General features: G+C 42.9%; 15 protein-coding genes. 12 read left to right on the forward strand and 3 right to left on the reverse strand.

Annotated features, from left to right (window positions below):
• Positions 1–802 precede the first annotated feature (802 nt).
• The 5 genes from DP117_RS23255 to DP117_RS23275 all read left to right on the forward strand — a co-directional run bounded on the left by DP117_RS23255 (position 803) and on the right by DP117_RS23275 (position 6,519).
• Positions 803–4,666, forward strand: a complete 3,864-nt coding sequence (locus DP117_RS23255) for a plasmid replication protein, CyRepA1 family (protein ID WP_169220612.1) — start codon at positions 803–805, stop codon at positions 4,664–4,666.
• A gap of 142 nt (positions 4,667–4,808) precedes the next feature.
• Positions 4,809–5,243: a hypothetical protein gene (locus tag DP117_RS23260; RefSeq protein ID WP_169220613.1), complete on the forward strand. Its 435-nt coding sequence runs from the start codon at positions 4,809–4,811 to the stop codon at positions 5,241–5,243.
• A gap of 123 nt (positions 5,244–5,366) precedes the next feature.
• A complete protein-coding gene (locus DP117_RS23265; RefSeq protein ID WP_169220614.1) occupies positions 5,367–5,753 on the forward strand; it encodes a hypothetical protein in 387 nt (128 codons plus the stop codon).
• A gap of 35 nt (positions 5,754–5,788) precedes the next feature.
• The gene (locus DP117_RS23270; protein ID WP_169220615.1) at positions 5,789–6,253 is read left to right on the forward strand and encodes a hypothetical protein; all 465 of its coding nucleotides are present in this window, start codon (positions 5,789–5,791) and stop codon (positions 6,251–6,253) included.
• Between the two features lie 77 nt (positions 6,254–6,330).
• Positions 6,331–6,519: a hypothetical protein gene (locus DP117_RS23275; protein ID WP_169220616.1), complete on the forward strand. Its 189-nt coding sequence runs from the start codon at positions 6,331–6,333 to the stop codon at positions 6,517–6,519.
• Between the two features lie 1,252 nt (positions 6,520–7,771).
• Here the strand turns inward: DP117_RS23275 and DP117_RS23285 are convergent.
• From DP117_RS23285 to DP117_RS36445, 3 genes are read right to left on the reverse strand one after another with little or no spacing between them, the layout of a single operon-like run.
• Positions 7,772–8,740, reverse strand: coding sequence for a DUF6753 family protein (locus tag DP117_RS23285; RefSeq protein WP_169220618.1), 969 nt, complete (start codon positions 8,738–8,740; stop codon positions 7,772–7,774).
• A 6-nt stretch (positions 8,741–8,746) separates the two neighbouring features.
• On the reverse strand, positions 8,747–9,481 hold the full coding sequence (locus DP117_RS23290; protein WP_169220619.1) for a hypothetical protein: 735 nt from the start codon (positions 9,479–9,481) through the stop codon (positions 8,747–8,749).
• A 5-nt stretch (positions 9,482–9,486) separates the two neighbouring features.
• Positions 9,487–10,023: a hypothetical protein gene (locus DP117_RS36445; protein ID WP_339381391.1), complete on the reverse strand. Its 537-nt coding sequence runs from the start codon at positions 10,021–10,023 to the stop codon at positions 9,487–9,489.
• A 506-nt stretch (positions 10,024–10,529) separates the two neighbouring features.
• Here DP117_RS36445 and mobC point away from each other — a divergent pair.
• From mobC to DP117_RS23330, 7 genes are all read left to right on the forward strand, one after another.
• Positions 10,530–10,940, forward strand: coding sequence for a plasmid mobilization relaxosome protein MobC (mobC, locus tag DP117_RS23300; RefSeq protein ID WP_169220620.1), 411 nt, complete (start codon positions 10,530–10,532; stop codon positions 10,938–10,940).
• A complete protein-coding gene (locus DP117_RS23305; protein ID WP_169220621.1) occupies positions 10,921–11,838 on the forward strand; it encodes a relaxase/mobilization nuclease domain-containing protein in 918 nt (305 codons plus the stop codon). Before mobC ends, DP117_RS23305 begins: the two co-directional genes overlap by 20 nt.
• Positions 11,835–12,257 carry a hypothetical protein gene (locus DP117_RS23310; protein ID WP_169220622.1) on the forward strand — a complete coding sequence of 141 codons (423 nt, stop codon included), beginning with the start codon at positions 11,835–11,837 and terminating at the stop codon, positions 12,255–12,257. Before DP117_RS23305 ends, DP117_RS23310 begins: the two co-directional genes overlap by 4 nt.
• A 118-nt stretch (positions 12,258–12,375) precedes the next feature.
• Positions 12,376–13,656 carry a hypothetical protein gene (locus DP117_RS23315; RefSeq protein ID WP_169220611.1) on the forward strand — a complete coding sequence of 427 codons (1,281 nt, stop codon included), beginning with the start codon at positions 12,376–12,378 and terminating at the stop codon, positions 13,654–13,656.
• Positions 13,656–15,239, forward strand: coding sequence for a type IV secretion system DNA-binding domain-containing protein (locus DP117_RS23320; RefSeq protein WP_248277785.1), 1,584 nt, complete (start codon positions 13,656–13,658; stop codon positions 15,237–15,239). The genes DP117_RS23315 and DP117_RS23320 overlap by 1 nt, the downstream gene beginning before the upstream one ends.
• 2 nt (positions 15,240–15,241) lie before the next feature.
• The gene (locus DP117_RS23325) at positions 15,242–15,739 is read left to right on the forward strand and encodes a hypothetical protein (protein WP_169220623.1); all 498 of its coding nucleotides are present in this window, start codon (positions 15,242–15,244) and stop codon (positions 15,737–15,739) included.
• Positions 15,740–16,650: 911 nt separating this feature from the next.
• On the forward strand, positions 16,651–18,060 hold the full coding sequence (locus DP117_RS23330) for a peptidoglycan-binding domain-containing protein (RefSeq protein ID WP_169220624.1): 1,410 nt from the start codon (positions 16,651–16,653) through the stop codon (positions 18,058–18,060).
• The last annotated feature ends 202 nt before the right edge of the window (positions 18,061–18,262 follow it).

Consider the following 18,262-nt stretch of genomic DNA (forward strand, 5'->3'; position numbering starts at 1 on the left):
CTCTGGGGATAAGGGGCAGGGGTAAGGGGCAAAGGGTAAAGGGATGCAAGCTTCTAATTTAGTTATGGGGAACCTTTCCCCTTTAACCTTTAACCTTTTCCCTGCCTGAAAGGCTTTTACTGAATTATTCATTTCTCATTTAAGACAGTAAAAAGTTTTAGCCGTTCGTAGCACTTGTTACCAGCATAAAGAGTAGAGGTTGTTAAGTGTGGGTAGCTCCGATGGACACAAAAATTATCGGAGGACATCAAAATGGCAAATGCTGACGAGATTAATAGATACGGAACTTTCCAAGAGAACCCACAGGAGCAAGAGGAGCTTTCTAGAGCAGGGGGAGCAGAGGGAGCAGGGGAGGAAAAAGAGTTAACATCCATTAATTCTTCTCATTTCATTCTATTACGATTAAATCACTTAATACTTACATGTTTTTATACAGTGCCCCCCCCCCCGCCTGACGCATTGTCCACGCATTTGTCCACGCACTTTGTCTGGAAGGAGACCCCTAAAAAATGGGGCAGGCTTACTACCCCACGATTAATCGTTGGGGTATACAGATCAATAAAAAAAGCCTGCGACGCATTGTCCCCTAGAAATTGGTCAGCCTTTGTAATGTTTATCTGTGTTCCAAGACGAGTACTCGTTGAAGGGCGGCTTCCCAATTTCTTCGTGTTAGACCCCGTACCCATTTTTTTACGTGTAAGACCCCGTGACGGGCGACAGAGCGGATGGATAAATTGTGGTCAAAAATATATCTCGCTAGAAAATTATTTAGTAATTAATCCAAATTACCAGGAGGTAACAAATGTTTAAACCTTTTGGTAAAACCAACCCATGCCCAGTATGCGGCTCTAACAACAGCGCTTGTAGATATAGTACAGACGATGTAAACTTTATCCAATGCCACACCAATGCTTCTGCCCGTAAACTAGAAAGAATTAATGGCTACATTTGCGTCAAAGAAGCAGCAGGGCACACAGCCAGCTTCAAGCTTGATAACAGCCAAGGGAGTGAGAAACACCAGGTAGACTGGGAAGCCAAACGCCAAGCCCGTGAAAAAAGAAAAGAACAACAAACACACAAATCAGAAACATTATCCATAGCAGAGCGAGACAAAGCAACTCGCCAGCTACATAAATATTTTGGACTCAGCACCAAACACCGTCAAAACCTGCGGGAACGTGGTTTAACCGATTCTCAGATTGACGCTGGATACTTCTTCTCTGTCGCACCTGGCGACGACTTACCATTTGGTGTGCCTGAGAACTACCCTGGCGCAAAAGATGGTAAATTATTAGTCGCTGGCACTGGCTTTGCTTGTCCCACATGGACTGTAGATGGATTAATCAGTGGATGGCAAGTACGGTTAGATAACGAAACTGAAGGTAGATACAGATGGGCTAAAGGAAATTCCTCCTCTCACTTACCCAACGGCGAATTACCAATCACCGTTATTCGTCCCACAGAAGTTAGGCACAAATTCGTAGCTGACATTGAAGGTATCCTCAAACCATACATTACCGCACAGAAATTTGGGATAGTTTGCCTTGGTGCATCTGGTGGTAACATCACTAGTTCACCAGAACAGCTTAAGGATACGATAGCGAAACTGAACATCACAGAAATCCTTGACTTCCCCGACGCTGGTGACGTACGCAACCGCAATGTCATGCAACGTCGAGTTGCCAAATATGAATTTTACCACTCCCTAGGATTGCAAGTGCGTGTTGTCTGGTGGGGTCAAATCACCAAAAATGGTCGTGATATTGATGAATTAGAAGCGCTAAACGGAATTACAATTCTCACAGTTGAAGAATTTTTAGCGATCGCCCGTCTATGCGGTGGACTTGAAGCCATTAAACCTCAGTTCCCCCAACCAAAGCTAGAACAGCATCTCGATAGCGAAGAAACACAAGCATTCTACACCAAGCGTTCTGAGGAACAAGAGCAATGGGAATTAACCTGTGATAGAGCAGTTGCTGAACAAAAAGTTCAGTGGTTAGCTCAATACCCAGAACGGGTTAAGCGCACACAGGAGGCATTAAAATCTCTTGCTCCTTGGAAACCGATTATACAGGATACTGAATTTGTCAGCTTACTTGTTGATGAATTTTTACAGAAAGAGTCACCAAAAGAGGCAGGGGAACTCTTAGCGGGAAGCAGAGGGGAAACCTCCACGAATAAATACGTTGACATGAAACTAGATGGCAGCGTACAGGGGACTTTTAGTTTCTTCGATTCTTTTTTTCCCCCAAGCATTGTGCAAAGTGCCCCCCTGCAAAGTGCCCCCCCGCCTGGTTTAGTCAACCCAGAAATCGAAACACGCCCATTAACTAAGCTAATTCCTGGCATCTACGGCCTGAAAGTCAACATGGGTGGCGGAAAAACCTTTTTAATGAAGCAAATTATCAAGCAGTTTCCTTCTGGGAACTTTATCTCATTTAGGAACAGCATTATAACCCAAACTTGCTATGACCCAGAGGTCGTAAACATAATTCTTTACCTTTGGGATTTAGAAAAAAATGACGGACGCACCGACTTTGAACAGCGGCGGGATTGGAAAAAAGCGCAAGAAGGTTGGATGGCAGGATGCGTTGAATCAATTGCGAAATTCCGTCCAAAAGATGTTTTAATTTTAGAAGAAGTTGAACAAATCAAAAACTCCTTACTGACCAGCGCTACTTGCCGAAGAGGACGTAGAGAACGGTTACGCGAATTTAAGCATCGCTTGGAAAGAGCGAAATATATTTTTCTGTGTGATGCTGATTTGAGTGGTTCTACATTGAAATGGTTAGAAAGTCTAGTGCCAGACAAAAAAATTAATGTCATTGAAAACGTTACAAAGCGCTTTGAGTGGCAGTGTTTATTTTACACTGGCGCAGATGAAATTCTTCCCAGTGGAGATGTTAAACGGCATCCCAACAAACGCGCTGACTTTGAGTACGATTTGCTTTCAAAAGTTGCCAAAGGAGAAAAGCTTTTAATCCCTACCGACTCACAAAGATGGGGAGAAACTATCGAGAAAGCAATACTGATGGTTAACCCAGCAGCCAAAGGCATAAGGGTTGATTCTACCACGAAATCAAGTGATGACCCATCAGTGCGGGCAGAAGTTGATGCATTTTTAGCAAATCCCAATAAATGGATAAAGAAAAATAAACCAGATTATGTTATCTACTCGCCAACTTGTGAAGCGTCGCTAGATATTACGGTTCAAGATTATTTTGGTTTTGTCTTTGGCTGTTTTGTTCACGCCAATTTCCTCAGCTGCAAACAACTGCTGGGAAGGTTGAGGACAAATGCACCACGACACATTTTTGCTAAGACTCACGTTGCTTTTGACGACGGCGCATCTAAGTCCCCAATGCCAGAAGTATTAGCGAAACACATGTTTCAACACAACTTCGAGACGCTAAGAGAGGTGACACTAGCAGAATACCCCGAAATCAAAAATGATTTTGATTTGATTAGAAAACTAAATGAACTTATTGATTTTGAATCTGGGGAGTATAAGAACCCGCACGTTCAAGCACTCGTTGAAATCAAAGCACAGGAAAATTATAGCCGTTCTGACTTGCGCAAACTCCTGGCAGAAGAATTAGAGCGATGTGGACATATTATTACTTGGTTAGAACCAGGAGAAGCAACTCCCAACCCCTCAACACCACACCGTAAGGAAGTCATTAAGGAGTGGGCAGAAGCGATCGCCAACGCTGAAGACATAACCATTGAGCAAGCACGTTCGATTCAGCAATCAATGGACTCTTATATGGGCGATCGCCATAAGGCAACCAAAGCAATTTTACAGCACAGGCTACCAGGATACACTTTAACTCCCGATTTTATTGCTGAGCATTATTTAGAAGATAGAAGCTGGATTAGTTGCCAAGAGTTGCGTTATCTGCTAGACCATCCTGAGATGGCAAAGGCATTTGACCGTGAAAGTTGGATGTCAGTCATCAAACATGATACGGCATGGTGGGATATTCGTACTGATTCATTAAAGATTAAAGCATTAACAGTGCTAGGAATACCAGAGATAGCCAAGAGTGGAAAGGAATGGCATAAAGATACTGATTGGTTGCTTGATTTTAAAAAGCTAGCAATTAAACATTCCAAGTTACTATTACTGGCATTGGGCGTGACTGCCAATAAAAGCAGTGATCCATGTTATCTTCTGCGCCGTTGTTTGGAGAAAGCAGGTTACCCCGTGATTGGGAAACAGCGGCGTGTTGCTAAGGGTAGTGATGAAAGAATTCGTGCTTACTGGGTTGACCCAGCAGTCTTGGCATCAGATGGGAGTTTATATCATGACATATACCAAGCCATAGGTAAACGGTTTACCGAGAAGCTGGCAAAACTGGATTCTGCGTCACACCATGTCCCATTAGATATATCATTAAGAGCGGTTGGTGACAACCAAGAAGTAGATGGAGTGGACGGGTTGTCTTTGAGTAAGGTTGAAGAGGAACCTGTGCTATCAGAGTTTGAGATACTGATAGCCAAGTTAGAGTCGTGCCAAACACAAGAATGTCTACTTGACTTGCAGAATCAATACTCTAGGGAATTAGTATTAAAAGCAGTGGATTGCCTCACCTTGGTTAGTATGAAAAGAGTTTGTGATTTGATGGGGCGGAGGATTGATATGAACTACTGGGATGTTTCTTAATTCATCTTCCGTTTCACGCTTACTTATGGGGTTTTATACATAAGAAAAATGCGTGACCGCACATTAGAAAGAAAATTTTTACCCCTACAGGCATAGGGGCAGTCGCCACATTGTTGTTTCATTTATATTAAAAGAAAATCCAATGTCTCAGCCAAAAATTCAATTAACGCTCACACAAAGAGAAGTGTTCCCGTCTGGAATCAAATTGTTCTACAAAGAGTTTGACCCTGCTCTAATTAAAAAAGCTTGCTTACAATACCTAGCCATTCATAATTTTAATTGGAGCAATTGGGGCTATGCCAAACTGAAGTTCTCCCCGACATCAGCCAGGGATTTTCTTCTGTCAGACCATCCTATGGATATGAGCGATGCACTTTCTGTTGATGCTTTTACAGAATTTTACCAGAGTATTGAAAACTTAGATGATGACGAATGCACTACTCGAATTAGGACATATTGTATTGTTGTCTGTAGTCTTGCCAAAGGCATGTTTTACGTTAAACAGTGGTTTAGGGGGAAGTGGAACTCAACAGACTCACTCATGGACTTAACAATTCAAATCGCTTTTGACAATTAACCACCACAAACTTGAGAAGATTTCCCAAGTTTAGTACATTTGTTTTGGGAAGAGCTTGACGCATGATTGCGTCAAGCCAAAGGCTTATCACACTCCCCTTAAGATACTAATAGCAGAGAAACTATGTACCTCAGAGAAACCTTAGCCAGTCCTCAAAAACTCATAAATGCCGTTCAAGGTAGAGCAAAAGAAATCTTGCAGCAGAGTTATGTCGTTATTAGCGTCTTTGGCTGTGTAGAATATGGAACGGGCGAACCTTGGGATACAGGTGAGTGTCTAGGATACAGTATCTATTGCCCGGATGAACTAATGGATGAGTTGGACCAGTACCTGGGTTACATTAGTGCAGTTGGCATAAGTTTAGCAAAAAAGGCATATAAAGGGGATAGACGACAACCAGGAGGCTGTATGTCTTGCCGAGCGTCAATAATTTGGGAACGCGATTACTCCCGCAACTTTGAATCTGTTGTTAAATTCAACAGGAGTTTTCTGGAATCTTGCTTTAAGTAAAACAGAAATATCGTATTTCCGCACTGAGGTTTTTTATGAACAGAAGTTATCGCGCCAATAGAAAAAACCAAAAGAATAAAAAATCTAAAAATAAACCTAACGCTAGTAAGCAGACCAAACAGCTAACCACTCAAAAAGCAAGCTCCACCGTTAGACCAGAAATAAATTTGGAAGAACTTATTGAACAGGTGGAGCAGGAACAGATCCAACAAGAGAAAGAAATAAAAGAGCTAAGAAGGATTTTAGCATTCGCCAAACCTGCTAGTGAAATTGAATTTTTAATGATTTCTTTATTAAAGATGAGCGCAGATGTAGATGATTGTTCTTGTGAGCGAGAAGTTTTTATCGGGGATAACTATGAAAGAGCGCGACAGATTGGTATTAGGCTTGACCAAATCGGAGGATGGGATTTGATGTCTAGGGTTGCACATATGCTTCCTAGAATAGACTGGAATGAAATTGACCGTACTTGGCATGGCATTGGAACTTGGCTTCGCTGAAAGGCAGCGCGTATTGCTCTCGCCCGTGTCAAAAAAAACTTGGGAGAATATCTCAAGTTTGCATTCAGGAGCAGAAAATGGTAAATGACTCCAAAAGTAGTGATTTCCTTGTCAGTTACGCTGATTTTGTGGTAGGTCAGAAAATCAAGTACTTGGTCAAAGGTCAACGATTTGGTTTGACAGCTGCAATCGCTAACATCTCCCGTCACCCATTAACTCAAAAGTCACGGGGTCTTACACGTAAGAAAATGGGGCAGCCTTACTAGAACGGGTACTCGTCTTGGAACACTAATTAACAATCACATTGGCTGCCCCATTTTCTAGGGGACAATGCGTCAGCTGTGTTTGAACTAGTTTTTGAAGATGAATCACTACCGCAGCATTTAAAAACGCAGCCTGTAACGTTTCCTCAAAGTGCTTCTTGGATAGAAAAGCTTGACGACTTTTAAATACAACGAAACTTGGGAAGATTTTCCTATATAGTACATTAGTACTATATAGCTCCCACGCCTATCCTCAGCAACATCTGACACCCTCAGCCACCTCAATAGTCTCCCGCCGTAGTTCATGATTTTCCGTTTTCAACACGGAATACTACCAGTAGCTTTGAATTAGGGTTAGGCGATCGCAAACGGGAGCATCCCAATTTTGTGTAATATCCGAGAAGAGTGTATTATACGGTCATTGATAGTTGAAGCTTAACATTTAAGTAAGAAAGCTATGAAATGTCCTAAATGTGGTTACAACAACCCACCTTCAGGTACGCAAGATGGCAAATGTGATGAATGTGGCTATCTTCTGTTTCCTATTGACTCTTCAAATACCGGACATAGCGAGCTAGCTTCACTCGTGAAAAGATTTTTTGCACAACTCATCGACTCTTTTATCTGTATTGCAATATGCATTCTGTCGATAATTATTCTTCCAGAATCAGTAGTCAGAATTGGCATTTATTTAGCACTCTTCTACCTCTTATTTTCGGATGCGATAAAGGGTGGGCAGAGTTTTGGAAAACAGGTTATGCAAATATCAGTAGTAGATGCTACATCAAAAAGACCCTGCACATTGATCAAGTCATTGATTCGTAATCTACCTTTAGCATTTCTGGGCATAATTGATTGGGTATTCATTTTCTCAAGAACCAGACAAAGGCTGGGAGATAGACTTGCAAATACGATAGTGATCGAGAAGAAGTAGTTGGCAGAAAAAAGCCACAACTCAAAAACTTGGGAAGATTTCCCCAATTAGTACATTTATACTAATTCGTCGAGCGATTGCTAAAACTCAACTTGGGATTTTCTCTCAAATTCACGAGAGCGTTGCAAATCACAGGTTTCTGCCATTCGCCATGAGTAGCAGGTAAATTCGCTGTCAGTTCCACCGAACCCAACCGAGTTTATCACCTATTCAGTAGCTTCTACAATGGGTTCTGGCGTGGTGGTTGGGGCGTGATTTGGTAATAGCAGGAAGTTGAGATATGCGGAAAGCTGCGTTTAACTTTACGCAGCTTCATGAGATTTATCGATTTTTATTATTTCTATTTCGCTCAGTCCCCAGCTTCTTCTCAACTCGCTGCAACTTCACATTCGTATACCCAGCTTGCTCACGAGTATACTGAATCTTCTCACTCTCAGCTACTGGCAAAGGAGCAGGTGACACCTCAAACACAGCCCTGGTAATCACAGCAGTACCAGTACAAGCACTCACCAAAATCCCCCCAAACACACCCAACAGCTTATAATTCCAACCCCCCACTCCGCCTTTCCCTAACAATCCTAATAGGTTTAAATTGTTCTGCTGTTGGTTCTTGTTCTGCTGGTTGCTGATTGTCTGCAAACTCGACTCTATCGCCTCCAATCGATGCTGAATCTTGCTCTGCACCCCCAGTGTCAGCGACTCTGCCGTACTCACTCGAATCGCCAGACTCTTTATTATCTCGTTCTCCTCCGAAAATATCAACTGCTTGAGTTGCTTCAACTGTTCGTCCTTCAACTCCACCCTCAACTGCTTCCCACTCTCTATTGCTTGGTTCAGTTTCTCCAATTGCAAGCTCATGCTGGGAAGATTTTCGGCGACGGTTTTCAAAAGCCTCAAGAGTTCTGGTAAGCTCTTCAATTGCTCCAGTAGCTGAGTCGAGGTAATATCTAGACTGTTCAATGCTGTCCCAAGCGCTTTGCTGGAAGAAGCCAAGCTTTCCGTCACTTTGATATGCTGAGTGTCTATCTGTAACTTCTCCGTTGTTATCCGACTCCATTCATCCAACTCCTGCAACACAGAATTAAACAACTGCCTGATATCTTCTGGCGCAGTCTCAATTAAAATCTTGAGATGTCCAATCGCTGCAAAAATTAAGAAAAATTCCTCATCAGGACGAATATTCCAATCCAACACAAATTGCAGCACATTCGCGCGATGCTCTGCTGATTCATTTTCTAATGCTTTGGCTAGATTATTCTTAGCGAATTGTAACTCCTTCTTCACTTCCATGTACACCTACTCCTGAGTCACCAGCTTTTTAAAAATCCCTAACTCATCAATCGCCTCACCACTCTCTCTCAAAAATCTCCGAATTCGTTGCTTATCAACCTTCCCAAATTCCAACTGGGCTGCTTTCTCCAAAGCTTCTGCAAATCCCAAACTGTTATCACGAATAATGCGGAAAGTCTCAATACCATATAATTCTGGTAAAACCATCTCAACCACATTGCACTGTTTCATCAAAGCTTGCAGTCGTTGATCTGCATCAATCAATCTCCAATCCTTTGACAAATTAGCCCCTTCATTCTTCACCAGGATATGGTGTATCTCCTTTCCGTAAGTCGCTAACGAACGATAAAGTGAAGCAACTGATTCCACACTCCCATCAGTAACGAACCAGAGATAGAATTCATTCTCTCCCGCGATTGCATCTAATATTTCATTTTGTTTCAACCAGTAACTCACCGCCTCAAATGAAGCAGCACTCAAATTGAAAAGCACATTAGCAGACTCAGCTTCATCTACAATTGCAGATGCTGCATCTTGTGCGTGAATTGCTTCCGAAAAATACGCTTCCCTAATATCAATTCCCTGTTTCTTATAAGCCTTTCTCAAATCAGGAGCAGATCTATCAGTATCAAACGCGATAAACGGTATTTCATTCTCAATGAAATACTCCAGCAAGCGCTTACAGCAGGTGGACTTGCCAACGCCCCCTTTTTCTCCCCCGACACCATGAATATCTGGCATATTTCTTACCTCTTTCTCAACATCACTGGTTGATAGTCCTCAGTGAAATCCACAATTTCTGGTTGTACTAATGACTGTGGTTGTGGCTGATGCTTTGGCTGCTCTTGCTCGAGCTGTGCTTTTGGCTTTTGTTGTGGCTTTTGTTTTGAGGACTGTACTGAGTTTTGTAGTGTCGCATTCGCACGCCGCTCAGTTTCAAGTACCTCAACAGAAGAGCCAGCAGTAAAATGCTCAGTTTCTGTAGACTCTGTTAAATCAGCTTTCTTCTTATTTCGAGAGCGAGTTTCTTTGCGGACTTCTCCCAGTAAATACTTCAGCCGACTACCACCAATGTGGATGTCTAACCCTGCCAATACCTCAGATACCTCATCATACGTGTACCCTAGCTTCAGCACCCGCTCAATTTGTCGTCGCATCTTTCTGATTGCTTCCTTCGCGGGTACATCAGGTAGTTCCTTAGCATCAAGCGCCCTCAGTGCTTCTAATGCAGATGGAATTTTATCTTTACTGATTCTCTCTTGTTCTGGTAGTTTATCTGACACTTGACACCCTAGTTTTCATTTTATTTCAAACTTCTGAATCTATGTATAATCACTAGTTGAGTTTTAGGTAAACTAGATTACTCTTTTATCAAGATGGCTCACGTAAATTCTGCTGTCAATAGATAAGTCCTCATTCCCTCAACTCAAGCGCCGTGGGCAGCCTCCCCGGAGGAGCGCCCCGTTGCCCCGTAACCTCCCCGCGTGGTGTAGCACCACGCTACATCTGCCCCCCCGTTGTGGGTAGCCCCCGTTCTCTCGTCCCCATCCACGTGGGTGTAGCCCATGTCCTCTCGTCCCCATCCACGTGGGTATAGCCCCCGTCCCTTCCCCAAGGGAGGCGCGTGGATTTCGCCCCCGTCTTTTGCCAAACCTGGCGCGTGGGGAGGGAGCAAGCCGTGTCCTTTGGCTCGCGCCAAGCCTCGCTTCGCGAGGCACGGACAGTCTTGCCCAAGGGGAGTGCCCCTTGGGGAACCCCCAGTCCAATCCATCGTTAACCCTCGAAACTTATGCCCAAAAAATGCTTTTCCAAAGCCACAATCAGAACACACAACTATCCAGTGCGCCTCTCGGATATCGAATTAGATTGGTTACGCATTAAAGCCCAAGATGCGGGGATGCCAGCAAGCGAACTCATTCGACGCTTAACTTTAGGAAAACCACTCCCCAAACGACTCAGCAAAGTATCAATAGCCACTTACATTGAATTGGGACGAATCGGGAACAACCTCAACCAATTAACCAAAGTAGCTAACACCGCTATCAAAATGGGGTATCCACCGCCAGCAGAATCAAAGCTACTGACAGAACTTCTAAATCTGTTACATGAATGCAGGCGAAAACTCGCACAAGTTGATATTGACGACGATAACTCAGACTCAGAGTCAGAGGAATTTGAGGATGATTGGGAAGCAGACTAAAGGGCGAGGATTTAGAGGACTGCTGAATTATCTTGAAGCCAGCCCAGGTTCTCAGTTAATTGGCGGTAACATGAGCGGCAGAAACGCCCTTGAACTAGCACGAGAATTTAAACTTTCACGCCAGCTTAACCCAGAAGCATTGAAAGCAGTGCATCATGTTTCTTTGTCATTAGCGCCAGGAGAAAAGCTAGACAACGATACTTGGTGTGAAATTGCACAGAAGTACATTTTAGCAATGGGCTATGACTGCAATCAATATGCAATCTATCACCACACTCAAACCGAACATGACCACATCCATATTATTGCCAGTCGCATCAGACTTGATAATGGTAAAACAACACGCGATAGCTGGGAGTACGTACGCAGTGAAGCCATAATTCGAGAACTCGAAAAAGAGTACGGCTTACAGCAAACCAGAGGTAGTAGAGAAAAACTCAATCGTGCGCCAAGTTCCGGACAAATCAGGCGCATGAAAAGAGAGCAAGAAGAATATGAATCAGGTAAGCGTTCTATTCCACCAGAACTGCCAATAAAAGTACAGCTTCAGCAAGCAATTGATTCTGTAGTGCAAGACCATCCACCAATGCCATTGATGGTAGCTCGCTTACAGTTAATGGGCATTGAAGTACAAGCAGGCTTTACACGCACTGGTAAATCTAAAGGTATCAGTTTTCAAATGCAAGGGCAAGCATTTAGTGGAACACACTTAGGACCAGGTTATACATTCAATGGACTCGCCAAAAAAACTGACTATCAGCCAGAACGAGATGACAGCCGCATCCAGCAACTCGTAGCTAATCCAAACTTAGCACACCAGATGCTTTCAAGATATCTGCAACAACAGCAACAACAGCAACAAACACAACAACGGAAATCAAGAGGTATTGAACGATGAAGAAAGACCAATATTTTGAATTGGGATTTACGCCAGAAGATGAAGCACGGATGCTGCAACTGTTACCGCCAGAATATGCAGCATTACGCTTTAGATATCCCAACTCAATCTGCAATGCAATTGACTTTTGGGATGATGCTCCATTGCCAGTAAACTACAAGCCAAAGTATATCGAAATCTACTACGCAGATAAAGCTGATAGTCCACACATCTACTTTGAAAACGATTTTGTAAAGTACATCAACTTACCAGCAGACGTAGGGCAATCCCAGGTAATTCAAGTTTGGATTGATGGGGAATGCTCCTATGTAGAAGTCGAGAAACAAATTATCCTCAACAAACTCGGTAACGTGCAACTGCCACTACCACAAGTAACTGCTACAACAATTGCTAACAGTTTACACCTTTTGAGGAATTAAAATATGTCACGATATCTTGACTTGGAACAGCAAGAGCGATTTGACCAAATCATCAATGAATTTGCTGATGGGAGAGACACTAATCAAAAAGGATTAACCGTGAAGGAGAAATGAAAATATGTCACGATATCTTGACTCAGAGCAGCAAGAGCGATTTGACCGAATTATCAATGAATTTGCTGATGGGAGAGACACTAATCAAGAAGGACTAACCGTAAAGGTGGGTATTACAATTGTTTATCGCTCTGGTGTAGATAGTAAGCCAAATATTGACCGTATCAAACCAGAAGAACTAGAAAAACTAGAGGCAGCAGTTAATACAAAAGAATCAGCATTAGGAGTGGTAGAAGTTGCGCTCTACACACCAGCACAAGAAGAAGTTTTTCGTTATGAAAATGGCGACGTTAGCGTCAAATCTCGAAAAGTCAACCAACGAAACAAAGAAACAGAATCTGACTCACTACTTTCAATTCTTCAAACACAACAAACAAACACTCAACAACAAGTAAACCTACAGCAAGAGAACTCAGCCACTCAAAAACCCAATCAAGAAAGAGAAAATCAACTCCCTAACAATCAAATCTACCTCGATAAAGAATTTGGTTATCTTTCGACTGATTACTATCTGCGAGACGCATCACATATATTTGGCGAATGGGCGAAGCAATTCACTCCCAACGGCATTTACATGATGAGCCAAATGGGGCTTGATTGGCAATACTTTGCTGATAAGTATTCGCACTCAAAAGCAGCAGCACAGTTAACCCAAGAAGCAGCACAGTTAACCCAAGGAGCAGCAGAACTTCCACAACTTCCACCTGTAATTGAGCAACCAACAATTGACCAAAATGCTAGTACGTACGCATTAACTAACCAACAACCAAACCAGCAAGATTCAACACAAGCATTAACCGAAACTCTTGCTCAAATGCATCACTCAATTGCTGATATCCAAAAGCAGTTGGAGGAGATGCACAAGCAGCAGGCAGAACGACTAGAGCAAGTCTCACTACCACAAGAAAACCAACTTAGCAAATGGATTGATGGCATAAAACAAAACTTCACCAACACAGTGCAAGAAATTGGTTCGGCAGTACGCAGTGGTATTGACTACCTCAAGGATACTACCAGAGAACTAGTTGGTAGGGGATTGGAAGCAACTACCAAACTAGCAGTAGAGACGTTAGGCGTGAGCCAATCAGATGGTAGCAAATTACTGGCAGCAGGCAATATCGAATATCGCCTTCAAGGGCAACAACTATCAGCACAACCGCAGCAACAAGATTGGGCAAGTCTATCACTCTCTGAACGACTAGAAGCAATCCGCAACCAGTATGGCATCACTCAATCAAGCCAAGGGGAGAAGCAACAGCAGCAATATCAGGAAAGGAGTAGATAATGTTTAACAAAGAAGCAGCACAAATCGATAGTACAGGTTTAATCAAGATTGGCTTTGGCTTGACACTAGGAATTGTAGCTTATGGCGTAGCCAAAACTTTTGGTCCATTATTCCCACTACTCCTAATTGGCGCTTGGTGGTTACCACGTCGAGGGCAATTCCCAGTAAAAGTGGCAGCAGTAGTAACAATCATCTTTCTTATATTGGCTGCACTTTTTGGTTGGGGTGGTATTTGGCGCTTAAATTTAATAGTTGGTGCTGGCTTTGTACTCATCCCCCAGATGCTAACAGATAAGGTACTGCGAGGTACTACGTTAGCCACAGTTAAAGAACTACAGCGGCAGTTGGTTAAAAAAGAGCAGCAGTTGCTAAAGAAACAGGGCAAGCAACCCATTGTCCCAAAACTGGAGATTGGTGGAATTGTACTGCCAAACTACTTGGAAAATCTATCATTCGGCTTTTTTGGTGCCCCTGGTTCGGGCAAGTCTCAATCAATTCTACAAGTACTCCACACCTTACGCCAAAGAGATGACTGGAGGGTGATAGTGTTGGATCGCAATGGTGAGTTGATGGAGAAACTTTACAGAGAAAATGACCTCATTTTCAACCCCAGAGATGCTCGTAGCATAGGATGGAGTCACCGTTCGGAAGGGGCACAGTTTAACACTATAGCAGCTGGTTTAATTCCAGATGACCCCAAGGAGAGATTCTTTAGTGATGCCGCCAAAAACCTCATCGCCGATGTATACGAGCGCACGTACTCTAATACTGAGGTTTGGGAAGTCCTTACCCGCTTTAGTTTGGAACAACTGAAGGATTTTTTAGCTGGTACAGTATCTATGCGTTATTTTGAGGGCGAAAGTGGTAATACAGCAGGGAGTGTATTGGCGACAGCAATCAACCAAGTACGCTTTTATCAATCTTTAGCCAAATGCCCAGCACCAGCAGAATTCAGTTTTAGCAAGTGGGGCAGAGATGATGACGGGCGTTGGATATTTCTCCCGCTGTTTGAAGATGATGCTGAAGCTTTCAAACCATTGGTGACTACTTGCTTTGAATTAATGCTCCGAGGATTGTTGAGCAACGAGAACAGACGACTCAAAACAGCGCTAGTGATTGATGAATTGGGAGCTTTGAGTCAGTTGAAGAGTTTACCCCGGCTTCTGTCAGAAAGCCGTAAGTTTGGCGGTAGTGCTTTTATTGGAACGCAGACTACTGCTCAGATGGAAGAAATTTATGGGGAGAGGGGCAGCAGAATCATTCTTCAAGGTGTTGCCACTAAGCTCATTCTCAATATTAGAGATGGAGCTACGGCAGAGCAATTCTCCAAAATCATTGGTGTGCAGGAAAGGATTGATGTGACTCTCTCTAAAAACTATAGCCAGAGTAATGACGGCGGGTATAGCCAATCAGAACAGATTAGAGAAACAGCAGCAGTATTGCCATCTGAATTACAAAATCTTCCTCCCTTAGAGGGATATTTGTGCATTGCTGATGGTTCGTCTCCAGCGAGGGTAACGGTTATACCCAAGAGCTACGCTGATAAAACACAAAGATTTGTTCCAATAGAAACAATAATATAAATATGATACGTAAACTCTTATTTGGCGCTTGTATCGGTGGATTGATTATGGGGCAGGTTTATGAAGCACCCCATGAGCAGCAAACTAAAGAACAAAGACTGTGGCAAAATACACAATCATCTAATGACAAAACACGCGCACGGGCAGAAGGTGAACTGCTACGGTTAGCTCGTAACTTTGATGTGAGCAATCGTGCTAGAGCAGAGGCGATTTACCAGCAAATTCTGGCAAGTAACCCCAACAACGAACAAGCTCACGTTAGATTAGCAGAAATTTATCTGGAGCGCTGGAATGGAAAAAATAATTCCGCAGATAAAGAACTGGGATTGCAGCACCTGAGACGCGCCATAGAATTAGCTCATCAGAGAAGCAAGTCTTTATCAGAAGAAACTCCTCTTTTAAAAGAAGCTACACTCGATTATATAAAAAAGCTTTCAACGATTGAAGAGAAAGTAAATCAGGGTGTTACTGGTTACGGCTTAAACTTCCCACAATACTAAAAACGCGCAACTGGGAAACGCTTCGCTCGAATAGGCGGTGGAAAGCACGCTGCTAAAAAGACTTTGGGTTGGTGGCAACATTGACGGGAAGCAGCGGCTTTCCACTTCGCTGTCGCCGCCTATTCGTTCCCAGTTGCTTTTCTGCGGGTTGGGTACTGCCTCCCAATCAGATTACTAGATGCTCCAGTGGTATAATGCCTTGGACTGAAATGCTGTGCGGATTGCACAGCCAAAGAGCGATCGCTGCATCTCACAACCTAAGACGGGTGTGAAGGAATGGAGTATTACTGGGTGAAAGTAGAGCGATTATACTTTCTTACTAAATATTTCAATAAATTAACTTGAACATAGTTATTAGTCAAATATACAGACAAGACTTAATATTTTTCTCAGCTTTTCCGAAAGATCGCTAATATCTAATGTTAGTAAAATAACAGCTAAGTCATGTTTTTTATTTGGATAATATTCTTAACTATTAGATCCAAGCGCAGTTGTGATTTTCAAAACTGCATAAGTCTCTTTTACTTGTACCTATATATATTATTTATGCTGAGAAAAATAACCAATTAAGTAATCTATCCAAAGGTAGATATTTTACATTTATAGTTTCTTCAGATAGATTTTTAATAACCAGTTGTGCAAGGATATTTTTGTTATATCAATTCTCTCTGAAGCTGCACATGGCATTGAGCCGAGATACGCTCTTCTAAGAAGCAAAAATGTTTCTTTATATCCATAGGGAATGCGATGGTGCAGAGCGCCCGCCGTAGGCGATTGCGCGGAGCGCAGTGCCAAGGGCAATCGCTTTCCTCGGACGCTTTTATCAGTTTCGGAGAACCCAATTGTTGAAAGCCTTTCGGAGCTATTCTTTCATATTCTTATAACCATATTTTTATAAGGTTGTGTCTCTCATGAAAACATTAGCTGATCCCCAAGTTGCTGTTCGTCACGAAGACTTAAATCCACTCTCTAAGCTCAGTGCTTTGAGGGATATAAAACTCAAAGCACCCAAAGCAGTGAAGTTTATTGCGATCGCAGTGGGTTGTATTACAGCCGGAGTAGTCGCAAGCACAGCTGCTCAAGCTGAGACTGTACATAAAACCTTGAGCTATGGAGATAGAGGTTCAGGTGTAGCAACATTGCAATCAAAATTAGGAGGTATTGCAGTTGATGGGATCTTTGGTTCTCAGACCTTAAGTAAACTCAAATCTTACCAAGCAGCACACGGGTTGGCAGTTGATGGTGTTGCCACATCTAAAACTCTTGCAAGTATTGGCTCGCTCAATCTAGCTCAAGCTTCCAACCAAACCCCCCTACAGCAAGGCAAGCTGAAATTGATTAACGATATACCAAGGCCAATGATTATATATTTGAAAAAGCCAGGGGATGTGAGGCATTCCAGATATGCCTATCTGCGTGGATGCACAGAGAGAACACTGAACGCACAATACAGTAGCAGTTGGAATGTCAGCAATGATTTTGAGTCATGGCAGGGACTAAATGTTCATCGTGGAGGGGTTTATGAAGTGAGAGCAAGCAGTATGGAAAAAAGGAATGATGGAGTGAAGTGTTTAGGGTTTAGTCAATTAAAGGAGGAAGTGCGCACCGAATGGGGAGCGAATACTCCACCACGGGTAAGGCTTATAGCCACTCGTTATGACACACCTCTCAAGGTTTTCGGGTTCGTAGTGACCGTCTTGGCGGATGTAGGAGCACACGCCTCAAAATTTGATGTAGAACAGATTGTATTAAAGTTTCGTCAGGCATCTCAAAACAGTAGAAGATATACAAGTTTAGGATATAAAAAATTCGTGGAGATATGGGACTCCAAGTTAGCGCTAGGGTTGGATGAAGCAACTAGGGTGAGACAAACGTATATAGAATTCCTAGACTACATACGACAAGAGCGTGCAAAAGGACTCCGCAATTATCTACAACAGTACGGCGACGAGAAAAATTTTGCGAAAATAGATAACTTTATCTCAACGTATTTCAATACGGCGATCACGGAGAGCACCCCCCCCAGGGATTTGAGGGAAAAGTTGCTAAACTTTTTCACAGAGGTATGTGCTTATAACCCAATAGAGGCATTGAGTTTTGTAAATAGTCTAGTACAAAGTTATGAGGCAGCAGCAATAATAACGAAGGAGATACCAGCAATGAGCACGCCACAGACGGTAGTTGCGTCAAACTCGATAATCAAACCCGGCGACGGATACCCCCTAGCTCCTCTTGATACCCTAAGCAAAGCGGACTGTATCCGCCGATATCCGATTCCGAGCATGGAAACGGTAGTCAGTTTAGCTCCGGGGCAGAAGTAAGAGTTATTGAATGTGGTGGTAGAGTTGGAGAATGAAAACCTCACAAAGGTAAATACATAACCCCAAGGAAATCTCAATTTTATGTCATCAACATCTTAATCGGAAAGTTGTACCAACCTCAACTCCAACATCACCTCATTCACCGCTTTTATCGCGTTCCGCAGCTTTGAATTCTTCTAATTAATAGTAGAACAGCCTAAGT

The sequence above is a fragment of the Brasilonema sp. UFV-L1 genome, from assembly GCF_012912105.1.
Lineage (GTDB): Bacteria > Cyanobacteriota > Cyanobacteriia > Cyanobacteriales > Nostocaceae > Brasilonema.